At 45.6% G+C, this 24,145-nt stretch carries 18 protein-coding genes and 1 pseudogene; 16 read left to right on the top strand and 3 right to left on the bottom strand.

All coding sequences use genetic code 11. The features are described from left to right. Positions 1-80 precede the first annotated feature (80 nt). The 12 genes from ED652_RS01680 to rlmJ all read left to right on the top strand — a co-directional run bounded on the left by ED652_RS01680 (position 81) and on the right by rlmJ (position 16,986). Positions 81-779 (top strand): ABC transporter ATP-binding protein, encoded by a 699-nt coding sequence (locus ED652_RS01680; RefSeq protein WP_122053288.1) that lies wholly within the window; start codon positions 81-83, stop codon positions 777-779. Further along, on the top strand, positions 767-2,065 hold the full coding sequence (locus tag ED652_RS01675; protein WP_122053287.1) for an ABC transporter permease: 1,299 nt from the start codon (positions 767-769) through the stop codon (positions 2,063-2,065). Before ED652_RS01680 ends, ED652_RS01675 begins: the two co-directional genes overlap by 13 nt. Beyond that, entirely contained in the window at positions 2,058-2,840 is a 783-nt protein-coding gene (locus ED652_RS01670) for an outer membrane lipoprotein-sorting protein (RefSeq protein ID WP_122053286.1), read from the top strand. Before ED652_RS01675 ends, ED652_RS01670 begins: the two co-directional genes overlap by 8 nt. A gap of 9 nt (positions 2,841-2,849) precedes the next feature. Further along, a complete protein-coding gene (locus ED652_RS01665) occupies positions 2,850-4,142 on the top strand; it encodes a hypothetical protein (RefSeq protein WP_122053285.1) in 1,293 nt (430 codons plus the stop codon). Then, positions 4,142-5,176: a sensor histidine kinase gene (locus ED652_RS01660; protein WP_122053284.1), complete on the top strand. Its 1,035-nt coding sequence runs from the start codon at positions 4,142-4,144 to the stop codon at positions 5,174-5,176. Before ED652_RS01665 ends, ED652_RS01660 begins: the two co-directional genes overlap by 1 nt. Positions 5,177-5,248: 72 nt before the next feature. Continuing rightward, complete coding sequence (locus ED652_RS01655) at positions 5,249-6,097, top strand: LytTR family DNA-binding domain-containing protein (protein WP_122053283.1); 849 nt, start codon at positions 5,249-5,251, stop codon at positions 6,095-6,097. Positions 6,098-6,272: 175 nt separating this feature from the next. After that, positions 6,273-9,035 (top strand): pitrilysin family protein, encoded by a 2,763-nt coding sequence (locus tag ED652_RS01650; RefSeq protein ID WP_122053282.1) that lies wholly within the window; start codon positions 6,273-6,275, stop codon positions 9,033-9,035. A gap of 325 nt (positions 9,036-9,360) precedes the next feature. Next, a complete protein-coding gene (locus ED652_RS01645; protein WP_122053281.1) occupies positions 9,361-12,129 on the top strand; it encodes a pitrilysin family protein in 2,769 nt (922 codons plus the stop codon). Between the two features lie 281 nt (positions 12,130-12,410). After that, positions 12,411-12,893 carry a hypothetical protein gene (locus tag ED652_RS01640; protein ID WP_102464906.1) on the top strand — a complete coding sequence of 161 codons (483 nt, stop codon included), beginning with the start codon at positions 12,411-12,413 and terminating at the stop codon, positions 12,891-12,893. Positions 12,894-13,162: 269 nt separating this feature from the next. Continuing rightward, positions 13,163-14,962: a protein translocase subunit SecD gene (gene secD / locus ED652_RS01635; RefSeq protein ID WP_122053280.1), complete on the top strand. Its 1,800-nt coding sequence runs from the start codon at positions 13,163-13,165 to the stop codon at positions 14,960-14,962. A 2-nt stretch (positions 14,963-14,964) separates the two neighbouring features. Further along, on the top strand, positions 14,965-15,918 hold the full coding sequence (gene secF / locus ED652_RS01630; RefSeq protein ID WP_122053279.1) for a protein translocase subunit SecF: 954 nt from the start codon (positions 14,965-14,967) through the stop codon (positions 15,916-15,918). Positions 15,919-16,119: 201 nt separating this feature from the next. After that, positions 16,120-16,986, top strand: coding sequence for a 23S rRNA (adenine(2030)-N(6))-methyltransferase RlmJ (rlmJ, locus tag ED652_RS01625; RefSeq protein WP_122053278.1), 867 nt, complete (start codon positions 16,120-16,122; stop codon positions 16,984-16,986). A gap of 307 nt (positions 16,987-17,293) precedes the next feature. On the opposite strand, the gene ED652_RS01620 is transcribed toward rlmJ, so the two are convergent. The 3 genes from ED652_RS01620 to ED652_RS01610 all read right to left on the bottom strand — a co-directional run bounded on the left by ED652_RS01620 (position 17,294) and on the right by ED652_RS01610 (position 20,426). After that, positions 17,294-18,382 (bottom strand): alkene reductase, encoded by a 1,089-nt coding sequence (locus tag ED652_RS01620; RefSeq protein WP_122053277.1) that lies wholly within the window; start codon positions 18,380-18,382, stop codon positions 17,294-17,296. A 52-nt stretch (positions 18,383-18,434) separates the two neighbouring features. Then, on the bottom strand, positions 18,435-19,643 hold the full coding sequence (locus ED652_RS01615; RefSeq protein ID WP_122053276.1) for an MFS transporter: 1,209 nt from the start codon (positions 19,641-19,643) through the stop codon (positions 18,435-18,437). A gap of 99 nt (positions 19,644-19,742) precedes the next feature. Next, a complete protein-coding gene (locus ED652_RS01610; RefSeq protein ID WP_122053275.1) occupies positions 19,743-20,426 on the bottom strand; it encodes an SDR family oxidoreductase in 684 nt (227 codons plus the stop codon). A 116-nt stretch (positions 20,427-20,542) separates the two neighbouring features. Here ED652_RS01610 and ED652_RS01605 point away from each other — a divergent pair, with 116 nt between their 5' ends. The 4 genes and pseudogenes from ED652_RS01605 to ED652_RS23920 form a co-directional block, all read left to right on the top strand. Then, positions 20,543-21,478, top strand: coding sequence for a LysR family transcriptional regulator (locus ED652_RS01605; RefSeq protein WP_122053274.1), 936 nt, complete (start codon positions 20,543-20,545; stop codon positions 21,476-21,478). A 224-nt stretch (positions 21,479-21,702) separates the two neighbouring features. Continuing rightward, complete coding sequence (locus ED652_RS01600) at positions 21,703-22,377, top strand: response regulator transcription factor (RefSeq protein ID WP_076674670.1); 675 nt, start codon at positions 21,703-21,705, stop codon at positions 22,375-22,377. Continuing rightward, positions 22,361-23,650: a HAMP domain-containing sensor histidine kinase gene (locus tag ED652_RS01595; RefSeq protein WP_122053273.1), complete on the top strand. Its 1,290-nt coding sequence runs from the start codon at positions 22,361-22,363 to the stop codon at positions 23,648-23,650. Before ED652_RS01600 ends, ED652_RS01595 begins: the two co-directional genes overlap by 17 nt. Positions 23,651-23,725: 75 nt before the next feature. Next, positions 23,726-23,965: pseudogene (locus ED652_RS23920) on the top strand (transposase); the annotation flags it as partial. Positions 23,966-24,145 lie beyond the last annotated feature (180 nt).

Below are 24,145 nucleotides of genomic sequence, written 5' to 3'. Positions count from 1 at the left end.
CGAATGCTAAATAGCGGTTTACTAAAGCTCATTAACAGCAGCGAACGCTAAAGAATGATGGGTAATCAGAGGACAATGAAATGATTGAATTTAAAGGTATCGGCAAAGCGTATGTTACGGGTGGTCAAAGCGTAGACGCACTCAAGGGAGTCGATGGCCAAATCAAACGTGGTGAAATGGTCGCCTTGTGTGGCCCATCTGGTTCTGGAAAAAGCACGCTTTTGAATATCCTTGGTTTGTTGGATATGGACTATCGAGGCGAGATTCACATTGATGGTAAAGCATATCCAACAGAGCAAATCGCCGCTGCGCGTTTTCGCCGTCAGTCGTTGGGTTTTGTATTTCAGCGCTTCAATCTGGTTCCTGTGATGACGGCGCTTGAAAACGTCGCTTATCCATTGATGTTGAACCAATGCTCAAAACAAGAACAACAGACCAGAGCGCAAGAGATGCTAGAGCGTGTTGGGCTAGGAGATTACGTTCATCACCGCCCAGACAACCTTTCAGGCGGTCAGCAACAACGTGTCGCGATAGCCAGAGCGCTAATCCACAACCCAAGCCTAGTGATTGCCGATGAGCCGACCGCGAGCCTAGACAGTCACACTGCCAACCTTGTGATCGACATTATGAAAGAACTCGGCCACGAAATGGGCACGACTTTTATTGTCGCAACGCACGACCCAAGAATGGCACAGCGCTGCGATCGAGTCATTGAACTTATCGACGGTCAACTGGCGCCACAAGATGCAACCACGGAGACGATCTCATGGGCAAGTTAACACAAAGAATGAGCACGTTTTTACTTCCAACTTCGGTGCGTTTGGCGTGGCTTAATTTATTAAGAAATGGTCGTCGTAGTTTGCTTTCTGTGTTGATCATCGCGATTGCGGTATTTGCGCTGACGTCGGCAGGAGGCTATGGGCTTTACACCTACGAATCTTTGAGAGAATCGACCGCTAGAGATACTGGTCATCTCACCTTGAGTACACCGGGCTATTTTGAACAAGACGAAGATATGCCGCTGAGCAATGGTCTGGATAATGTTCAAGCGCTCACCAAGAGCATTATTGGCGACAGCGATGTACGTGGGGTGCAGCCGCGAGTTTACTTTAGTGGTTTGGTATCTAACGGAAGCAAGTCGACCATCTTTATGGGAACTGGCGTGAATGAGCGTGAGTTCGACATGAAAGGTCCTTTCTTAGATGTGCGTAGCGGGCAAACCCTGTCGGATGTGAAATCACCAAGATACGATAACCAAGAGCCACAAGTGATGCTGGGAACTGACCTTGCTCGTAACCTCAAAGTGGCCGTTGGCGATTGGGTCACATTGCTCGCGACTACCAGTGACGGCGCATTGAACGCTTTTGATTTTAAGGTGCAGGGCATCTACTCGACAGGTGTGCCTGAGTTGGATAAGCGCCAGTTGTACGTCCATATCACGACCGCACAAGAGCTTTTAGCGTCAGACAAAGTCAGTACCTTGTCGGTGTTCCTGTTTGAAACCAGCAAGACCTCGACCGTTCAACAGCGCATTCAAGCGACTTTAGATCGAAATAGTGCGAGTCAAAGCGAACAAGGCACAGAGATCGAGATCACCCCATGGCAAGATCGCGCGTTTTTCTACACCAAGGTTAAAGATCTTTACGACCGGATTTTCGGCATCATGGGCGCGGTGATGGCATTGGTGGTGTTTGTGTCGTTGTTTAACACCATGACCATGTCGGTGACGGAACGTACTCGTGAAATTGGCACCTTGTCGGCTCTTGGTAGTTACCCGTCAGAAATCGTTGCAGGCTTCTTAAAAGAGGCGGGTTTGTTAGCTGTGATTGGCAGTGCGATAGGTGCGTTAGTGAGTGGCTTAATGTCGGTGTTATTGCTAGTGGTTGATATCCAAATGCCACCACCTCCCGGCAGAACCGAGGGTTACCCACTCAACATTTACTTCTCATTGGAACTGGTTGGTTACGCCACTTTAGGTGTGCTGACGATATGTTTGCTGGCTGCTTATTTCTCTGCTCGTAAAGGCGTGAATAAGCCAATCACGGAGGCGCTGGTTTATGTGTAAATTTACTCGTTCACTCACTATTTTAGGCTCTATTTGGGCTTTGACTCTAGCATCGACACCAAGCTGGGCAGTCGATTCACAACAAGTCACAGAGATGATCGCCAAGGCGGATAGTTACCGGTTGAACAGCGCACAAGCCTCTAAGGTAGTGTCTTTGGTGGCGCTTTACCAAGACGAGCAACTGGACAAAACCCGTGAATACAACGTCTACACAAGACCAAATCGAGAGTCATTAGTCGTCTTTAAATCAGCTGTTGAGGCAGGTCAAAAGATGCTGATGATTGAAGATAATTATTGGTTATTGATGCCGAAATCGCGCCGTCCAATTCGTATCACACCGATGCAAAAGCTATTGGGTGAAGCTTCGGTAGGCGATATTTCAACACTCACTTGGAGTGAAGATTACCAAGGTGAGTGGGTTGCCGAACAACAAGTTGAGATGCCGGCTGGCGAGACACTCGATACCCATCACTTAAAGCTCGCGGCGAAAACCAAGGGGGCGAGTTACCAGTCGATTGATCTGTGGTTAACAGCAGACCGTGCATTCCCAGTTAAAGCGGATCTGTATCTGCGCTCAGGAAAACTGGCGAAACAAGCGTGGTTTACTGAAGGCGTGCGTTATGGATTACCCACAGTGGTGTCGATGACCTTGCTCGATCAGATACAGCCAAGTAAGAAAACCGTGATTGAGTATCTCGAGGTGAGCGAACAAAGCTTGGAAGACAAATACTACAACCCTGCCTACCTATCGCGTAACAGCGTGTCTGGGTTGTAGGTGGACGTCATGAAAGCTTCCAATCGCCGATTCCACATCAAGTCTTCAATCGCTACTTTGCTTGCCTTGTCTTGTGGGAGTAACACAGTTCAAGCGGACGATCTGAGCTTGGCCTGGGACTGGCAATTGAGTGCAGAAGCCGTTGAATCGAGAGAGTCGCCATTCAGCCCTTTAGCGTCTGATAATCGTCAGTCTTTAAATAGCTTGCTGGATCTAGAGGTTGGATATGGCAATTGGCTTGGTCTGTTCGCAGTGAAAGCCAACGATATTCTAAGCAACAACCCTCAAGAACAAGACGCGATCTTTGAGGCTGAATTCATTGTGCGTGAGTTGTTTTGGCAAGGTGGTGTCGAGCTGTCGAATTCAGTAATCGGAGACCACTACCTCGATGTCACGCTTGGTAAGGTTCGTTTGGATTGGGGCGTGGGCTATGGCTATCGACCTTTAGACATCATCAAGCCTTATCGACAAAACCCTGTGGGTATTGTGGCAGAAGAGGGCGCGGGTGTGGCATCGGCGTCACTGTTCGATATGACGGGCGAATGGACACTGCTTTACAGTGATTCGTCATGGACTTCTCAAGACGTAAATGAATTCGAAAAGCAGAACCAGCAACAAGGATTTGGGTTACGTCGTTACAACTTAGTAGGTGATCACGAGTATCAGTGGGTCGCTTATTACGACGATGTACGTCACGGCTTGCTTGGGGCGAGTTTAGTGTCGGTGTTGAACCTCGCGTGGGAGTTTCATGGTTCGGTGGTCTATCAACGACAAAGCCTTGGCTACAGTCAGCCGGATTCAATGCTTAAACCGGTTTATCTTGAAGAGCAGGGCGAAGCTTATCAAGCGTTAGCAGGACTAACATGGGCCAATGATACTGGCCACAATGTGGTGTTGGAATACTGGTTTGATAACCGTGCTTGGAGTCATTCTGAGTGGCAAAGCGCAATAGAAAGTGCCGAGTCTTTGTTGGTTAATCCGATGACAGCATCACTGGCAGGCTCTTACGCGCAAGGTTATCAACACGCCAATTTGGTTCAACACAACATCATGTTTCACTGGTCTTTGGATTCGACACATGGCTGGCTCGAAGATATCACGCCGACATTCGACGTCATGTTGTCTCCTCAAGACGGCGGCTTTATTGCTACCCAGTGGCTCAACTATCAGGCTTTAGATAATGGCAATTCATCGTTGGATTTGGAACTTGCTGCACGCTTTCTAGGCGGTAAAAGTGATTCTGCTTACGCCAACTTACCCGATAGTCATATGATTCTTATAAATATCAAAGGACGATTTTAATGAACATTTCTTCAAACAGTCAGTTTCCATGGATTAAAAGCTTCACGCTGACCACTCTGTTTTGTTTCGTCATTGCCATCACCACTCAAACGATTTGGGGTGGAGACCTTGTGGTCAATCTCGCGATAAGCTTTGGTTTTGGTTACAGCGCGGTGGGATCCTCTTTTATCTTGGTTGAGGTGTTTAAGAGGAAATCAAAGGTGTTTGATGTGGGTATCTCAATGGTGATCGCGATGACCTTTGGTACCTTGAACGCGCACTATTGGTTGAACGGATATTTCGGGACAAATATCTCGGACCTTAAATCTGTAGTGCTATTGGGCGTGATCTTTTGTTCAGTTTGTTATTACTATTTCTATACCCGAGAGCAGCAGTTACGTGCCGATAACGAATTGGAAGTGGCCAAGCGTCGTCAGGCCGATCAAGAGAAGGTGGTAGTGCTGAGTCAGCTTAAACAACTACAGAGCCAAATTGAACCGCACTTCCTGTTCAATACGCTTGCGACTATCAATGTACTGATTGAGAGTGACAGCGCGAAAGCCAAATTGATGCTCGAAAAACTGACGGACTTATTGCGTGTAACTTTGAAAAACAGCCGCACCGAGCAATCGACCATCGCACAAGAGGTCGACTTGTTAGACGCTTATCTTAATATCCAAAAGATACGTTTGGGTGAACGCTTAACGTTCTCGATTGAAACACACGAGATTAGCAATTTACAGGTGATTCCACCGTTCTTGATTCAACCTTTGGTCGAGAATGCACTCACGCATGGCATCGAGCCCAAAGCCGCTGGTGGCCAAGTGAATATTCGTATTACTCAACAAGCCGAGCAGTTGAAGATTGAAGTGTCAGACAGTGGTGCTGGGTTGAAAACGCCCTCTGCGAATACGGGGCATGGTGTTGGGTTAAGCAATATCCGTCAAAGAATCGAAACCCTTTATGGTGATAAGGCGAGCCTAACGATTACTGAACACGCTGAGGGCGGGGTAGTCTCTACGATCTTGTTACCACTGACTGACGCAGCCGCCTAGAGTTACTGACCAGAAAGCGCAGAACCGTGACGAAAAATAGACGATTTACAGTGTGAATTTAAAGGATTAACCATGAACAACCCAGCAATACAGCCGAGCGTAACGGCGATTATCGCAGACGATGAAGCACTGTTAAGGCACCACTTAGACAAGAGCCTTGCTGAGGTTTGGCCGGAGCTGGAGATCGTCAGCAAGGCACAAAACGGTTTGGAGGCGATGCAGAGTATTCAGCAGCTTAAGCCCGATGTGGCTTTTCTCGATATTCGTATGCCTGAGCTGGATGGAATCTCACTAGCGAAACAACTCAACAAGCTAGATTCGCCGCCATTGATTGTGTTTATCACGGCTTATGACGAATATGCGGTTAAAGCCTTTGAGCACAATGCGATGGACTACCTACTCAAGCCAATCAATGAAGAGCGCCTGCTTGCTACCTGTCAGAAGATTCAAGCGCGCTTATCAAGTAATCAAACGCAGTCCGGTCATATGCCAGAACAACCCGACATCGCTGCACTCATGAGTCAACTTCAGCAACTGTCACAATCGGCGTCACAGCAAACGCAGCCTCCTTATCTGTCGCAGAAAAAGTATCTAACGTGGCTCAAAGCCAGCGTTGGCGAAGACATTCACCTGATCGCCGTCGATGATGTGGCGTATTTCAAAGCCGAAGACAAGTACGTGTCTATATTTAAGAAGGGTCAAGAGGGTGCATTAGAGGAGTTTATTCTTCGCGTATCACTAAAAGAGTTAATTGCTCAGCTTAACCCTGATGAGTTTTGGCAGATCCACCGCTCAGTGGTGGTGAAAGTATCTGCGATAGATAAGGTGAAAAAAGGCCTCTCCGGCCAGATGTCTGCGTATGTGTCAGGCGATAAGCTACCCATCAGCCGCGCCTCGCAAGCGTTGTTTAAGGGTATGTAGAGAACGAACAAAAGGCGCTACATATCGGCTTTATAATTGATTCATGTAATTTATAAATCAAACATTTTCATACTTATATCGAGTGACTCTAAAGTTTTAGTCGTTTGATTTAATGGCGAATTATTACACTTTGGCGATCGGGTATATTGGAGCAAAGCCCTTCAAAGAGATCGTTATGAAAGCATACTATTTAGTCGTCGTATTGAGCTCCACATTGCTAGGTTGCAGTTCTACTCCTCAGCAACAAACGTTATTGAAATCCGACCCATATTGGGTCACTGGTAAATTAGATAACGGCTTAACCTACCACGTTTACCCTGACCGAGAACAACCTGTATCGGTACGCCTACTTGTGCATGCCGGCTCTTTCCAAGAGAGCGAACAGCAAAAAGGTTATGCCCATTTTGTTGAGCATATGGCGTTTAATGGCAGCAAAAATTTTTCAGGGAATGATGTAGTAGAGTTGTTTGAGCAATCTGGTGCTAGCTTTGGCGCCGACTTAAATGCTTATACCTCTTATCAAGAAACCCTCTATAAGTTAGATCTGCCCGATAACAAGAATCTAGATAAAGCGTTGGCTTGGTTTAGAGATATTGGCGATGGTTTACTGCTGCCTGAAGATGAAATCGAAAAAGAGAAAGGTGTGATATTAGGGGAATTTCGACACACACGCGTTGAAGATAAACCGCTCTCATTTAAGTTCTACGATCATATGATTGAAGGCACGAATTACCAAACCAACGATCCCATTGGCAATAAAGAATCCGTTTCTTATGCGAATGTTCAAGAATTAAAAAACTATTATCAAACCTGGTACCAACCTCAGTTAACCGAGGTGATTGTCTCTGGTGATATTACTCTAGCCGAAGTGATCCCTTTGATTGAAGAAAGCTTCTCTGACTGGCAAAGAGGCACAACACCGGTTCCCGTGAAGAACACATCGACAGATTACAATACTCAAGATTTTGTGGCGTATGGATCTGGGGTCGAGCCACCGAGCATCGGGATAGTGATTGATCGTGGGCAAAGAGTGACACAGAGTCATGAGCAACAACATCAGCTTTGGCTAGATGATATTGCCCAGCAACTAATCCAACAAAGGTTGAATTCAGATTTTGTTGATGCTGCGTTGCCAGTGCAATGGGTTGCTTCGACTCCCTATTTATTAGAGTACCAAAGGTATTCCATTACTACGGTTGGTTTTCCTGTCGATAGTCGAGAGCAAAGTCAGCAGCAGTTTATTTCTACTCTCGCCTCATTGCGTGATCATGGTGTGAGCGAATATGAGTTTACGAGTGTGATACAGCAATACCAAGCGAACCTTGATGACATTAAGTCTAACTGGGAGAGAATGAACGCAGTGGCTCATGCTGACGGTAAGTCGACAGCACTGGTGATTAACCAGACGGTTCAATCACAGCTTGATTATAAGTCGAGTTTGAAAGAGTTTCTTGCGAGTACTGATCTGGAAGCCGTAAATGATAATTTAGATGATTTACTTTCTAGCCCTTATATTTTGGGATTAGGTTTATCGTCTAAAGAAGACTTGCAGGCAATGAATAACGAGCTAAAAGATGTCAGAAAAGCCTATAAAAAGACAGGTAACAGACCATTGCTCGCTACTGCAAGCTCCGCGTTTAGTGTGCCTGCGTCTCAAGGCGAAATTGTAAAACAAGTTCAGGTGAGTGACGATCCTAATTTGAAGCAGTGGACATTAAGCAACGGCATTGAAGTTTTGTATCTCCGTAACTCTGAGGCTGGTAATAGTGTTGGGGTTTACTATGCCAGTGAGGGCGGAAAAGCGGCGCTGGATCCTTCGCTGTTTCCTGCAGTAGAGATTGCGCTGCCAGCTTCGGTTCGTAGTGGTGTTGGTAAATTTAGTGGTTCGGAGTTAACTGCTCACTTGAGACGCGAAGACATTGAAATCTATCCCTTCATCAACTTTACTCATCATGGCTTAGAAATAAGTGCCAAGAAAAAGACGCTTGCAGAAGGTTTAGCTGCGCTGCACACCATTGTCACTGAACCCAAAATAGACAGCGATCAGCTTGAGGCTGTGAAATCTGAATTTGCTCAAGATCGTACAGCATATTTAGAAACTCCAGTTGGCCAGTTTATTCAGATGGTTAATCGCAATAGCTATCAAACAAGCAGCCGTCACATGATGCTTGAAAGTGAAGATATTAAGGCTGTCACGTCGCAAGATATATTAGACGTGCATCATCAACTCTTTCAAAAGTTAAGAGACAATACATTGGTTATTGTTGCTGATATTAACCCAGCTGAAATTAAGCCTCTTGTGCGTCAATACATTGCTTCATTGCCATTAGAAGCCACTGTGTCTCCTGATTATCAGGTGGCTTATAGTCCTGATTCGAAAGAACGAATGGATATATCCGTCAATAATGAAGACAGCAGTCAGTATTTATTGCGTGTGATTTCTCAGCAAGCTCGGGATAAAACCGCAAAAGATGTGTTTATGGACGATATGCTTCAGCGCGTGTTGTCGAGCCGTTTAACGGCTTATGTTCGTGAAGAGTTAGGTTTGGATTATGCGCCTTATGTGTACTCGGTTGCACAAGACAGTGAGCCGAGTTATGACTGGTTAATCGGCTCTTTAACGGCTCCAGAAAATTCAGATAAAATTGAACAGGCGATTGATAAGGTCATTGCTGAAGCGGCAAAAGGGATTTCTGAAGATGAGACTCGAACGGCCGCTAAGCAGCTTGTAGCGGACCTTACTCCACTTAAATATAAGCCTACTGAACAAGCTTGGTTTATTTCTCGTTATTTGATTCATGATTATGGTTTTGAAGCCTTGTTCGATCTGCAGGGGACGGCAGACTCAATTTCTAGTCAAGACATGACAGAGTATGCGAAAGAAATTTTTGGTGATAACAGCTATCAGTTGAAGAATTTGTTGAGCCCACAAGGTTAGGTCTAGCTAGGTGAGTGGTTTTTCTTGAAAGCCACTTCTACTCTTTATACATGGATTCACTTCCAAGCCAAATGTTCAAGCATTTGGCTTTTTTATTGCGCTGAATCTTTATGAGGTTTGGTAGAACCACTTATTTGCCGCGCCTCGTAAGCTCTGTTTAAAGGCATGTAGAGAAGTGGTTTAAAAGTATGTAACGATCTCGCAAATCGCATGGTGATTTATAAAATGTAGATCAAAATCACAAAGATATTCATCGGGTTAAATATTAAATAATAATCGTTAGCTCAATCTGTATATTGTCGATGAATGACATTAAGAGGTTGTTATGAAAACATATTATTTAGCGGCGGCAGTATGCCTCACCTTAGTTGGCTGTAGTTCAACATCAAGTATCACCGAAACCTTAATCCAGCCGGATCCGGCATGGACATCAGGCCAGCTAGAAAATGGCCTTACCTACCATGTTTATCCAGATCATGAAGAATCCGTATCTGTTCGTTTAGTCGTGCACGCGGGCTCTATTCAAGAGACTTCTCAACAAGAAGGCTATGCGCACTTCTTGGAACACATGGCATTCAATGGCAGTACCAATTTCTCTGAAAATGACGTGATTCGCTTATTTGAAGATGCAGGCGCTAGCTTTGGCGCTGATATTAATGCTTACACCTCTTATGAAGAGACGGTATACCAGTTAGATTTGCCAGATAACATCCAATTGCAGTCTGCCCTGACGTGGATGCGTGACATTGGTGACGGTCTGGATCTATCAAGTTCAGAAGTTGAAAAAGAGAAAGGCGTGGTTCTTGGCGAGTTTCGTATGGCTCGCCTCGATGATAAGTCATTCGGAGAGAAATTCTTTGACCACTTCATTGAAGGCGGCCCGTATGAATCGCAAGATGCATTAGGCACTAAGCCGTCGATTGTGAATGCTACCCCTCAAGGCATCAGCAACTTCTATCAGACTTGGTATCAACCTCAAATAGTTGAACTGGTCGTTTCTGGTGATGTGGATATCAAAACCGTGATTCCACTCATTGAAGAGAAGTTTTCGAACTGGGAGCGTGGCGACACGCCGAGACCAGAAAAACAGAAAGTGACCTCGTTCAATGAAGATGATTATGTTGAGTACGCAGGAAGAGAAGCGCCAAGCATCACTCTGACGTTTAACCGAGGTTTAGATAGAGTTGAAAATCATGCTCAGCAGCATCAACGCTGGTTGGATGAAACCGCTCAACAATTGATTCGACAACGATTAGAAGCAGTATTCAATGATGCAGCGCTGCCGACTCAATGGATAGCGTCTGATGGCTATCGAATGGGTGCTCTGCACTATTCTTCAATAAGTGTTGGGTTTCCGGCTGGCGGTCGTGAAGTGATTCAACAAGATCTGCTTTCTACATTGGCATCATTGCGTGATTTTGGCGTTTCGGAAACGGATATCGTTGGCGAGCAGCACTACTACCAAGACTTGCTGGATAACATCGAGCATGACTGGGATGAAATGGACAGCGTTGAACACGCGAACTACAAAGCGAGAGCGTTAGTCACTGATCGAATTGTCCAATCACAGAAAGACTACCAAGTCAGTTTGGAAGCCTTCATTGCTAACTTGAGCCTTGAAGTGATTAACGACAACATCAAAAATCTACTTTCTGATGATTACTTCCTTGTTATTGGTATAGATGACTCCGAAGACAGAACAGCGATCATCAACTCTCTAGATAGTTTAAAAGCCACGTATAGCGAGGCGGGAGTTCCACCGCTTACTATTGGTACAGCAAGTGCCTTTGCTGTACCTAGTTCGCAAGGCGAGGTTGTGCTTGCTGAACAAATGTCCGTAGACCCATACATCCAAAAGTGGACGCTAAGCAATGGTATCGACATGTGGTATCTGCGCGATTATCTTGCTGGCGATGATGTTGGTGTGATGTACATGAGCCTCGGTGGAAAAGCCGCTTTGGATCCGAGCTTATACCCAGCCGTTGAAGTTGCGTTACCTACCTTCGCTCGAAGTGGTGTTGGTGAATTTACGGGTTCTGAGCTTTTAGCGTATTTTGATCGTGAAGATATTCGAGCCGATTCCTTTATTGGCAACACCCGCCATGGTATTGAATTTAATATTAATAAAGATGGGCTTAAAGATACGTTTGCTGCGCTTTATACCTTCATCACTGCGCCTAAAATTGTCCCCGAGCAATTAGAGGCCGTTAAGCAGGAGTTTGTACAGGGTCGAGAATCTTTCTTGAGCAGCCCTGTTGGCCAATTTGAACGAGCGGTAAACCACAATATTTATCGTCAGGAAAGTGGTCATCATCTTGTTGATAAAGAGCGTGTTGAAGCGGTTTCTGTGGAAGATCTTAGTCATCTTCATCAGCAACTGTTTGGTCAATTGAGACATAACCAATTGGTGATAGTAGGTGATATCGACCCAAGTGAATTAAAGCCTTTGGTTCAGCAATACTTGGCTTCGATTCCATTAGAAAAAGCCGAGGTTCCTGACTTTAAGGTGGCTTACAAGCAGCCAACTGAGTCACGCATTGATTTGGCGATCAACAATGTGAATAGCGCAGAGTACGTCCTAAGAGTTATCTCTGAGCCTAATATTGAAGTTAAAATGTCGGCAAAAGATGTTTTCATGGAAGACTTACTGCAACGCTTGCTGGCGGCTCGTTTAGATACTTATATTCGTGAAGAGTTGAGCTTAGATTACTCGCCATACACGTATGCAAAGTTATTAGATAGCGAACCGAGCTATGAGTGGGTTATCGGGGCGATGGTAGCGCCGGAGAACGTTGATCAAGTCGAAGTGGCGATCGATAAGGTGATTACTGACCTTCTGCAAGGTGTCTCTGAAGAGGAAATGCGAGCGGTCGTGAAACAGTTCGAAGCTGATTTCACGCCTCTAGAGAAGAGCTCTATCGACCAAGCGTGGTATGTGTCTCGTTATCTGCTCCATGGCTACGGTATCGAAGCTTTGTCTCAAGTAGAACGAGTGGCGAGATCGGTCTCTGTAGAAGAGATGAATGCGCTAGTACAACGCATCTTTGGTGAAAATAGCCGTAAGGTTAAGAACATCATGCGTCCTAAAGCCTAAAGCCTAAAGCCTAAAGCTAAAAAAATACTTAACCAAAGCCAAGCGAGCACCGCTTGGCTTTCTTGTTTCTACCATTCGTAACATCTATACATCACCTGTTGTTAAGTACTTTTAGATCTATGTAAATCTAAATTGCGAGAGCGCTTAATCGGTTGCATCGAATCATTTTCTAAAAAAATGTTTTAAATCAAGACAGCGTTTCATTTGTATTGTAGATTGGCGATCTATGAGAATGTTGTTTGGATATTAGATTGCTTAAACTGGGTACCCGATTAGTCTTAATGTTGTTTTTACTGAGCTTTGGCTTAGTGAATTCTAACGGCTATTCGTTTCCTTCTAAGCCATTCCAAATCCACTCCGCTCAAGAGCAGTCTTCGCAGAATGAACAATCTTCCGCGAAAAAACAGTGTAAACAAGCCGCTACGGATAACCCGTCGAGCTACATGGAATGCGATCAGGTTCAGTTTGACACTGTGTCTTTAGGTGATAGTTCCAACTATCACGACACTGAATCGAGTCTCCAAGCGGTAACCTTTAGACGTATGCTCAGCAACGAGCAAGAAAGCGTGGCCGATCTTGAGCCTGCTTATCATCTATTGATCGATTTCTCTCCTCCTTCAATATTGGCTTCTCTGCTCTTCAACACGCCGTTGTTGGATTCCAAGCAGCACTGGACCAGCATTGTGAGTTCTCCGTCCTCCCGGCTTTCTGGGTGGAAAGAGGGCAATATCCAATACTCGCATTTCCGAGAACTTCTTAGCTAATCGTTTGACCCTAAATTGGTCGTATCGGTGGTCACTTTGTGCCCGTTGAACTCGCCCATTAATCAAATATAGCGACACACCATTTTTAGCATTACTACTCAATCAATTGGTTGTGGTTGTGGCTAGTCATCGCTCGTGTTCGCAAAACATTAGTTGTACCAATCGTAGTAAATAACAGGTCACCCTAGCGGGTTAAAATGCTCGGCCACTGCTTTTTCCGGCGCTATTTTTGAGCACGTGTTTACGATGATTGGTAAAAAGAAGAGATCTTGACTGTGAAAAAACGCATTCCAAGAAAACAAATTAACCACTACTCAAAGTGGAAATACGTGGTGCTTATTGCCACCATTATCATCATGATTCTGAGTGCTCTACCTTCTTGGTTTGGTGAGAATGCATCGGTTCAAATCAGCAATCGTTCTGAACAGACAATCGACGCCACTCAAATTACTCAATACCTTGCTAGCGAGGGTATTCAAGCCAAATCAGCCTTTCAAAAAGACAAACGCTTAGTGGTGATCTTAGAAGATGCAGAGCAGCAAGCGAAAGCCAAAGAGGTGCTGAATGAACATCTATTGGATAACGCGACGGTTGCCTTAGCGATGGAGCCAGCAGCACCAAAATGGTTGACTGACATGGGCTTTGCGCCGATTCAGTTAGGCCTTGATTTACGTGGTGGTGTGCAGTTCTTATTAGAAGTGGACATGGAACCGGTTTATCACGCGCAAGCTCAAGCGATGGTCGACGAGGTCACCAGCGAAGTGCGTTATGCCCGCGGTAAAGTGGTCAACAACCAAGTTCAGTTTGATTTCCGTACCGACGCCGATTTCGAAAAAGCACAGAAGCTGATTCGTCAAGAGTTCCCACAATGGCTACGTAACCGCTCAGACAAGTCGTTAACGTTAACTCAGTCTGAAGAAGAACAAAGAACGCTACGCAACCTAACAGTTCAACAAAACCTGCAAATCATGCGCAGCCGCATTGAAGAATTAGGCATCACAGAAGCATCGATTCAACGCCAAGGTGAAAGCCGTATTCGTATTGAATTGCCAGGTGTACAAGATCCTGCAGCGGCGAAAGACGTGATTGGTGCTACGGCTTCATTGGCGTTCTATTCGGTGTACGACAATGCAACTCGCAATACTCAAACACTGAAAGATTCAGATGGCAACCGTGTCGTTGTTGCTCGCAAAGCCGTGTTGAGTGGTGAACACATTATCGATGCTCGCAGCGGTATTGGTGAGATGGGCAGCGCAGAAGTAAACATTACCCTAGATTCTTCTGGTGGTAAGAAGATGTCTGAGTTCTCACGTCATAACATCGGCAAGCCAATGGCAACGGTGTACAGCGAATACAGCCGTGATAGAGCGGGTAACAGCAAGCAAGACAGTGAAGTGATTAGTGTGGCAAACATTCAGTCTCAACTGGGTAGCCGTTTCAGAATCACGGGTGCTGGCAGCTTGGCTGACGCGCAAGAGCTTGCGTTACTGCTGCGTGCGGGGTCATTGACTGCGCCAGTGACCATCATTGAAGAACGTACCATTGGCCCGTCTCTGGGTGCAGAAAACGTAACCAACGGCTTTGCTGCTCTGGCGCTTGGCCTTGGTCTTACTCTGACGTTTATGGCGCTATGGTATCGCCGCTTAGGTTGGGTCGCGAACTGTGCATTGGTTGTGAACATGACCACATTGTTTGGTTTGATTGCGTTACTACCGGGTGCGGTATTAACTCTGCCGGGTATTGCGGGTTTAGTTCTGACGGTCGGTATGGCGGTGGACACCAACGTGCTTATCTTCGAGCGCATTAGAGACAAGATGAAAGAAGGACGCAGCTTTGCTAGCTCTATCGATCGTGGTTTCGATAGCGCATTCTCGTCTATTTTTGATGCTAACGTCACCACCATGATTGTTGCTGTGGCTCTGTATACCATTGGTAATGGACCGATTCAGGGCTTCGCTCTGACACTGGGCTTAGGTCTTCTAACCAGTATGTTTACGGGCATTTTTGCTTCACGAGCAATCATCAACTTGGTTTGGGGGCGTGACCAACGCCACGATGTAAGGATTTAAGCATGAGTACTTCAAAAATGATTAATTCAAACAGCAATATTGCAGACCGCTATATTACAGACAGCAATATGACTCGCCTTCGTAAGGTGATGTCTATGATCTCTATTGTGCTGTTCATGAGCTCTGTGATGCTAGTGGCAGTGAAAGGCTTTAACTGGGGTTTGGACTTTACAGGCGGTGTGGTTGCCGAAGTTCAGCTCTCGGATCAGGTAACTAAAGACGCGTTAAAAACAAAACTCGATACAGCTTTCCAACAAGACGTGCAAGTGGTTGGTATGGCAGAGCAGGATCGTTGGACGATTCGTTACAGTCAGCTGACCGACGCTCCACAACCGAATTTAGTGGATGCTTTGACGACGGTCAGCGACCAAGTAAAAGTGCTCAACAGCAGTGTGGTTGGCCCTCAAGTAGGTCAAGACATGGTTGACCAAGGTGGCTTGGCGGTATTGGTGTGTTTCTTGATGATCATGCTGTATCTGAGTGTACGATTTGAGTGGCGTTTGGCACTCGGTGCGCTTGCCGCGATCATCTATGACGTCACGCTCATCTTGGGCTTGTTCGCTTTTACTCAGTTTGAGTTCAACCTGACGGTATTGGCGGCCGTATTAGCGATTCTTGGTTACTCATTGAATGACTCGATCATCATTGCCGACCGTGTACGTGAAATGCTGCGTGGCAATCCAAACGGTGAAACAGACAATCTGCTTAACGAATCGGTTAAAGCGACCTTCTCACGCACCATGGTGACCTCAGGAACGACTTTGATCACCGTATCGGCGCTTTGGTTACTTGGTGGCTCTGCGTTGCAAGGTTTTGCGATTGCATTGGTTGTCGGCATTGTCAGCGGTACGTGGTCTTCTGTTTCTGTCGGCATCACCCTACCTAAGCTACTTGGTCTACAGCCTTGTCACTACCAAGTGAAAGCGCCAGTAGAAGTTGAGGGTGAGTACCCTTAGGTTATCTATTCGTTCACAAGACGACTTAGTCAGTAACTTCAATAAAGCCCTTCGTTTATAACAAAACTAGGGGCTTTATTTTTTATAAGAGTCAAACAGTTACAGAAAAGAGAGCCTATTTCAAAAAACGATGGATTCAGCAGGCAAGCCCCCATGATATGAAGTATGTTTAGATGACGTTAGTAGAAATGAGGCAAAGGAATGGAATATCGACATCAATGTCACGTAGGCGACCATGGTGATGCGCTAAAGCATCCAGTATTGAGTGCACTGGTTCAGTCATTAATGCAGCAGCATTCGCGCCTCAATGTTATCGACACGCACTCAGGTACAGGGTGTTATGACCTAACCACCGCACCAAGCAATCACGCAGGTGAGTTTGCAGAAGGGGTCGGGTACTTGTGGCGAAATAAGGCTTATCTTCCTCCGGCGTTCGCTTCTTTTATGTCGGTTCTTGAATACTACAATCCGAATCAACTTATCTCTTTGTATCCGGGTTCTGCCGCCATCACTTACCAACAAGGTCGCAGCCAAGATAGCTTCTATTTTTCAGACATTCAGCAAGATGAAGCTGATTTACTACAAACCAATATCGAGAAGTTACAATGTAACCTGGATATTTCGAGCAAGCTTACGATTAGCGCCGGTGATGGGCTTAAAGCGTTACCTGATGATGTAGCTAAACACGACAGCCACCATCTGATTGTTATTGACCCGCCTTACGAAACCGATTCTGAATATCTCGCGGTGATTGATGCCTTGGTTAAGGCGTATCAGCAATCTGAAAAGGTATCTGCACTAATTTGGTACCCACTTTACACGGACGACAAGAGCTCACTGATTCTGAACCACTGTGTGACCGCAGTGAAAGATGGATTGCTACCAAGCCCAATTAAGTCGGAGCTTCGCCTTCGAGACCCGAAAGGAGATGATCGCCTAATCGGTAGTGGTTTACTGTTGTTCAATCCACCACAAGGTATTGCTGGAACGGTGGCTGACACTCTGGATTACTTACACAGTCAACTCGCGACCAATGGCGAAGGTTACTGGCAAATGAGAAGCCTATAGATCTGATTTTTATGGGATTTGTGATAATTTTCGAGATGTAGATCGCTAAATTATTTCAATCTGTATGGTTTAAATTGACCAAACTCTAACTTTTATCGATTGATTAATTGCAGTGAATCATTTAAAAATAGAATATCAATGCGCACAAGTGCATAATGGCTCATAAGTTAAATAATTAATCTTAAGATTAAACTAGATTGTGGTTTACCCCCTAAACTGCATAAGGCTCGCACTAGTCATGCGAGCCTTTCTTTTGCCTGTCGGAAATGTTTTTAGTGGTTAGAAACCATTATCTCCTCCAAATTCACTACAACGCTGGGTAATCGATGTAGCCTTTTTCGTTGCCGCCGAACAGAGTGGCGCCGTCGAGATTGGATAGTTCACGGCCGTTTTGTAGGCGTGAAACGAGATCTGGATTCGCAACGAATGGGCGACCAAATGCGACGAGATCGGCGTAGCCTTTACTCAATACTTCTTCGGCGCGTTCTGGTGTGTAGCTGCCAGCGACGATGATGGTGTTAGAGAACAACTCTCTCAGTTCGACACGGAAGCTTTCAGGAATAATTGGCGCGTCATCCCAATCGGCTTCTGATAGGTGAAGATAAGCGATATTACGAGCTTGCAGTTCCTTTGACGCTTCTAAAATCGTTGGCACGATGTCTGGGCAGTTCATGTCTTTGAAGGTGATAAAGGGAGCTAAACGTACGCCTACTTTGTCAGCACCAATCGCTTCAATTACCGCATCCACGACTTCAATTAGAAAGCGAAGTCGGTTCTCACGATTGCCACCATAGTTGTCGGTGCGCTTATTTGAATTGGTTCTTAGGAATTGATCGATGAGGTAACCATTACCACCGTGGATTTCCACTCCGTTGAACCCTGCCTCGACGGCTTTCTTCGCTGAGTTCGCAAAATCTTGAACCACACGATCGATGTCTGCTTGGTTCATCTCTCTTGGTTGGATGCAATCCACCATGTTGCCGTTACCATTTTCATCAGAGATCCAAACCTGAGTTTCTATTGGCGCTAATGCTGAAGGTGCAATCGGCAACTCGCCTTTTTGAAAGGTAGGGTGTGATACTCGGCCTACGTGCCATAGTTGGCAGAATATCGCGGCACCTTGTGCTTTGGCTGCTGTTGTTACTGATTTCCAACCTTCGATTTGTGCATCGGTATAAACACCGGGTGTGAATGAGTAACCTTGAGAGTCATCTGAAATCTGTGTGGCTTCAGTGATGATTAGCCCTGCACTTGCTCGTTGTTTGTAATAAGTCGCCATCATGTCGTTTGGCACGTTTCCAGGTTGGCTAGTGCGAGCGCGTGTCATGGGAGCCATAACCACACGGTTTTGTAGTTCTAGATCTTTGAGTTCTGTTGTTTCGAATAATTTTCTCATGGTATTTACCTTGTGTCGGTCATGTGTTGATTGATTTAGCGTGCGGTGGTCACTATTTCGATTCCGCAGGGCTGAAGATTGAGTTGCTTTGTGGTTTTTCAGCTTTGTTGGCTTTCGCGATAAGCAGTAAACCAATAACAGGGACAACAACGGCTGCGAATGGAATCATTCCTGCACCTAGCTGGCTGTCGAGTACCATGCCGCCAAGGAACCCACCGAAGGCATTGGCTAAGTTAAACGCTGAGATATTCGCGGTTGCTGCTAGCTCTTGCCCTTCGCCACCGTGGTTCATTACTCGAAGCTGCATGGCAGGAACGTTCGCAAATGATGCAATACCAAAGACAAATGCAGCGGCAACGAAGAGGATTTTGTTGTCTACCACTAGGCCAACCACCACCAATGACACGATCATTGCGACAGCCCAAAACATTGAAGCTTTGCCTAGGTTTTTATCTGAAGAGCGTCCGCCCAAGGTGTTACCGATGATTAAGCCAACACCCACTATCACTAAGATCCAAGTTACGGATTCTTGACTGTAACCTGTGATGTGCATGGCGATTGGCGCAAGGTAGCCGTAAAGCGTCATGAAGCCAGACCAAGCAAAAGCGGTGATCGCTAAGCTGATCAGTAACATTGGATTTTTGAACGCTAGAAGCTGAGTTTTGATGTCTTTCGCTTCACTGTGACCGGCCGATTTAATCGAAGTCAAAATGGCAAGCATCGCGATAGTGCCAAGTGCTGCCACGGTAAAGAAAGTGGTGTGCCAGCCGAATTGCAAGCTGACCCATGTACCAGCTGGAACGCCAAGAACGTTAGCGAGTGTTAAGCCTGCGAACATTTGGCCAACGGCACGACCTGCCATTTTTTCAGACACTAAGTTGGTTGCGACAACTGCACCTATGCCATAGAAAGGACCTTGAACCAAGCCTGCGATAACGCGACTTGCCAGCAGCAATGGGTAGCTTGGCGCTAAGGCCGACAACACGTTACCGATGATGAACAGTGCCATTAAGCCAATCAGCACCATCTTCTTGTTAAAGCGAGCAAGGTAGATGGTTAAGATCGGTCCACCGATAACGATAGCCAACGCGTAGGCACTGATTAGGTAGCCAGCTTGACCTTCGGTGATCGAAAGGGATGTGGCGATTTGTGGAAGGATGCCTGCGATAACAAACTCAGCCGTGCCGATTGCAAACGCTGCGAGTGTCAGTATCCAAACTTGGAATGGGATCTTTTCTTTATGGATCGCTTCTGATTTCATAATGAAGTACCTGTGTTAATTCTTGTTTGTTAGGACGCTTAGATACACGCCCTAACGATTGTTCTTTGCTTCTTTGCTTCTTTGCTTCTTTGCGGAGTGTTAGCCGAGTAAAGCGCCGCCGTCGATATCGATGATTGACCCAGTTACGTATGGGTTATTAATTGCGAACAGGTAACCCATGGCTATCTCTGAAGGCTCACCAACCTTGCCTGCGGGTAGGTTGTTTTTGGCGTTGTCGTACATGCTTGCACGAGCGGAATCGTCCATGTTCTTATACGCTTCAGTCATGGTTAAGCCGGGGCTCACTGCGTTGACTCGAATCGGTGACAGTTCTTTTGCTAACACTTTTGTGACGCTTTCTAGCGCGGCGTTAATCGCGGTTTTAACGTAAGTGCCTGCAACGACTTTGCGTGACAGCATGCCAGTGGTAAAAGTGATTGAGCCGTTTGGAGTCATGTAACGTGCGGCGTGCTTGGCTACGTTTAAGCTTCCCCAAAACTTGGTATCAAATGCTGCTTTTGCGTCTGCGATAGAAACGTCTGTCACTTTTCCTGCGGGAGCGTATGAACCCGCGGTTATCACCAAGTGATCAAATGCACCAATCGATTCGAAGTATTCACAAACCGATTTCTCATTACTGATATCAACGCCGGTGTGTCGGCTGGCAATGTGGACTGTGTTGTCTTCGTTTCTCAATTGCATTGCTAATGCTTTGCCGATACCTGATGTTCCACCAATGATGACGAATGTGTGTTTTTCTTGGTTTGTAAGTTCGTTGTTCATGTTCTGAATTCCTGCGTGTTCTGCTGATGGTTGCCATTATATTTATTCGACTAAATTTGATAATTGGCTAAAATATGAAATCATTATTCGGATTGGCTGAATAGTAGGAGAGGTGAATGGACAAGTTTTCAGATATGACGATGTTCGTAAGCATTGTTAAGTATCACGGGTTAGCTGCGGCGGGGCGAGAGTTAGGGCTTTCTCCTGCGACCATGACAGCAAGGCTTCAGGCGTTGGAAGAGCGATATGGTGTGAAATTGCTGAACCGAAGCACAAGACATGTGTCTTTAACTGACTCTGGGGAGCTGTATCACAAGGCGTGTCTGGAGATATTGGATAATGTCAGCGAGGCTGAAAACCTGATTCAAAATGGCGTTAAAGAGGTTAAAGGCCCCTTAAAAATAGCGGCGCCGAAGGATATTGGTAAGCAGTACATTCTTCCGATCCTGTCTGAATTCTGTCAGCAATATCCCGATGTTATCCCTTACTTATATTTGGACGATCACTTATCGAATATTGCCGAATCGGGCTTGGACATTGTGATCCGCTATGGAGACTTAGTGGACAGTAGCCTTATCTCCAGACGCTTATCGCCAAGCCGACGAGTGTTGTGTGCCTCACCGGAATATCTTGCCAAGCATGGAACGCCTTTAAAGCCACAAGACTTAGCAGAACATGACTGTTTGGCCATGCTCCGCAGCAATGAAGAACTCAAAACTTGGCACTTCCAAGATCATGATATGAAGAAAGCTGTCACGGTCGTACCTAAGCGATTCTCGAATGATGGCGAAGTGATTCGATACTGGGCATTAAAAGGCGAGGGTATTGCGCTTAAATCAGTGTTGGATGTGCAAGACGATATCAATAACCAGCGCCTCGTGACGTTACTTAACGGCTACATGAAGAACTTCAATACCGCGATGTCGGTGTCCAGTGCCGACTTGAATGTGGTGTACATCAGCAAGAAGTATCAGCCAAAACGTATCCGGTTGTTTCTGGACTTTCTGTTCGAAAGATTTAGCAGCTTGATCGAGAAACCTGGCAGAGATTAATTATTGTTAATCTATTGGAAATCAAACCTCAATGCAGGTGGATTTATATTGTCATTGAAGCGTTATTGATGAAATAAAGCTTTGTTACCAATTTATCAAGTTACCGAATTGCCGTTTACCCCCTAAACTGCATCTGGCTCGCATTAGTCACGCGAGCCTTTCTTTTTTCTGACGATAAATATTTTGTTTGCGATAAAATTTATCTTCGATAAAGAGGGCTACCAGTGAAAATACTAATCATCGAAGATGACACCACCACCAGAGAATTTATTGCCAAAGGCCTTGAAGAGCATGGCTATGCGGTCGACCAAGCGGAAGATGGCAAGAAAGGCCTGATGATGGCGTTGAGCTCTGAATATCAACTGGTTGTTCTTGATCGCATGCTGCCTTACTTGGATGGTATGAAGGTGCTTTCTGCCATTAAAGCCACAGAAGAAAATTTACCGGTTTTGATTTTAAGTGCCATGGACAGTGTGGAAGATCGCGTGAATGGCCTACAAGCGGGAAGTGATGATTATTTGATAAAGCCTTTTGCGCTCGCAGAGCTTATCGCAAGGGTTGATATCATTATTAATCGGACTAAACGTCAAAGCTCTAGCGATAACGGCCTCGCGTACGATTGCCTAAAAATAGATTTACGAGCACACCGTGTGATGTGCATGAATCAAGAACTTCAACTTCAGCCTAAAGAGTTTCAACTGATTCAGTATTTCGTGGAGCACAGCGAGCAAGTGGTATCAAGAATGCGCTTGTTTGAAGCGATTTGGAGTTACCACTTCGATCCGAAAACCAATGTCATCGATGTTCATGTTGCGAACCTCAGAAGAAAGCTTGAGGAAGCTGGATGCCCGGATCTACTTCATACGGTGAGAGGGGCAGGTTATGTCCTTCGTCGATGATTACTCCCTTACTCGTTCCTCGGTATTTAAAACCTTAGTTGGGTTGTTTGTGTTGGTGACGGTGATTAATGTCATCGTGATTAGGCAGGTATACAAAGACTCCGATGCTTTTCATCGAGAACAATTGGTCAAGCAACTGCAAGATGAATCTTCTGAATTTAGCTATGTCGCCAAACAGAGCAAAGCCGATGTTGAGAAGCTACTGGCCGCTAAACAGACCTCTGACACCAACTTTTACTATCATTTGGTCGAACGCTCAAATACCCCTGCCACTGTTCCTATTTACCCTGTGAGTTCTGTCGTATCAGAGACGGCTGATATTCCAGTCGGAAATACGCATCGTCTTGTTATCGGTATTGACCAAAGAGCGGTAGAAGAATACCGCAACACCCTGATTCCCATTGTCTTCTCTGGAATAGTATTACCGATCGCTGTGATGTTGATTGCGGCTCTGTTTTTCACTGTACTTATCTTAAAGCGCTTGGAAAGAGTCAACCAAGCGATGAATCGAGTGTTGTGTGGCGAACAACGCGTAAAAATCCCAGTATCTAAGCAAGATGATGAATTTGATATTTTGGCGATCCATCTCAATTTCATGATTGAGCAGATGGCCAAAAATGAAGAGTCTTTAAAATCATTAACGGTCGGTATGGCACATGACATGCGCACTCCTATGGCTCGACTGAAATTGCGATTGGAAGAGGTGCTTTCAGATCCAACGCTGACCGAAGCACATCAAGACCAGTTTTCTGCTTGTCACGACGAGCTTGAGCTTATCTTGTCTCTGTTCAACAGCATGTTAGAGATTACCAAGTTAAATAGCGGCCAAACACCGATCGCCACAGAGCGCGTGGGCCTTGGGAAAATAGCCCAAGATGCCATCGAATTTATTAGCCCCATCGCTGAGATGAAACAGCAAAAATTGGTTTGTCGTTTAGACCAAGAGTGCGAAGTATCTGGTGATAAAAGCCTACTGTTCAGGGCTGTTTTCAACTTGGTTGAAAATGCAGTGAAGTACACGCCTGAAAAGGGAGAAATTGAAGTGGTGGTTGATTATTTTGGTGTCACGGTGGCAGACAATGGCATTGGAATTTCAGACAGCGATAAGATGAATGTTTGTCGCCCTATGTTCCGTGCTGACAAAAGCCGCACTGAGCTTGGCAATGGCCTAGGGTTATCTCTGGTTGATGCGGTAGTAAAGCGTCACCATGCTCACCTTATCTTAAGAGACAACACCCCCGGATTAAGAGCGCGCCTCTATTTTGAACGTTAACTCTAGGAATGTTTGTAGGAGGCTACGTAACACCTTAATCTTTGTTTGTTGTGTGCGTAAAAAGTCACATACGATCTATGTATTACGTTGCTCGCTGAAATCTTGATGTGGTGGAATGGCCTAATTGCAGTACAAGCCAAATGGCATTTTGACTTCCAAGCCAACAGCATTAAACACCGCCGAGTTCTATCCATACCTCGTCTAGGAAGAGAGGTACGAAATCATCGACGATATCAAATTAACGAATCCCAATATCAATGGGGAATGTTCGAATATCAAAGGCTGACACTCAATGCAGGGCTAGGGACATTATGAGGGGATCCGTCAGCGCCTGCATAACACGTTTGCTACCATGCAGATTAAGCTTAAATTTACCACTTAATGCGGTAAACCCAAAGAAACCTAGAATGCCGAGTGTAGTAAATCGTGTTGATGCGATTGTGTACGCCCAGCATGGGCATGAACTAATGAGGTGAAAGTCCTCTGTAGGAAGAT

The sequence above is a fragment of the Vibrio sp. Evd11 genome (assembly GCF_900382755.1).
GTDB lineage: Bacteria > Pseudomonadota > Gammaproteobacteria > Enterobacterales > Vibrionaceae > Vibrio > Vibrio lentus.
This window is presented reverse-complemented; position numbering and strand designations above follow the sequence as displayed.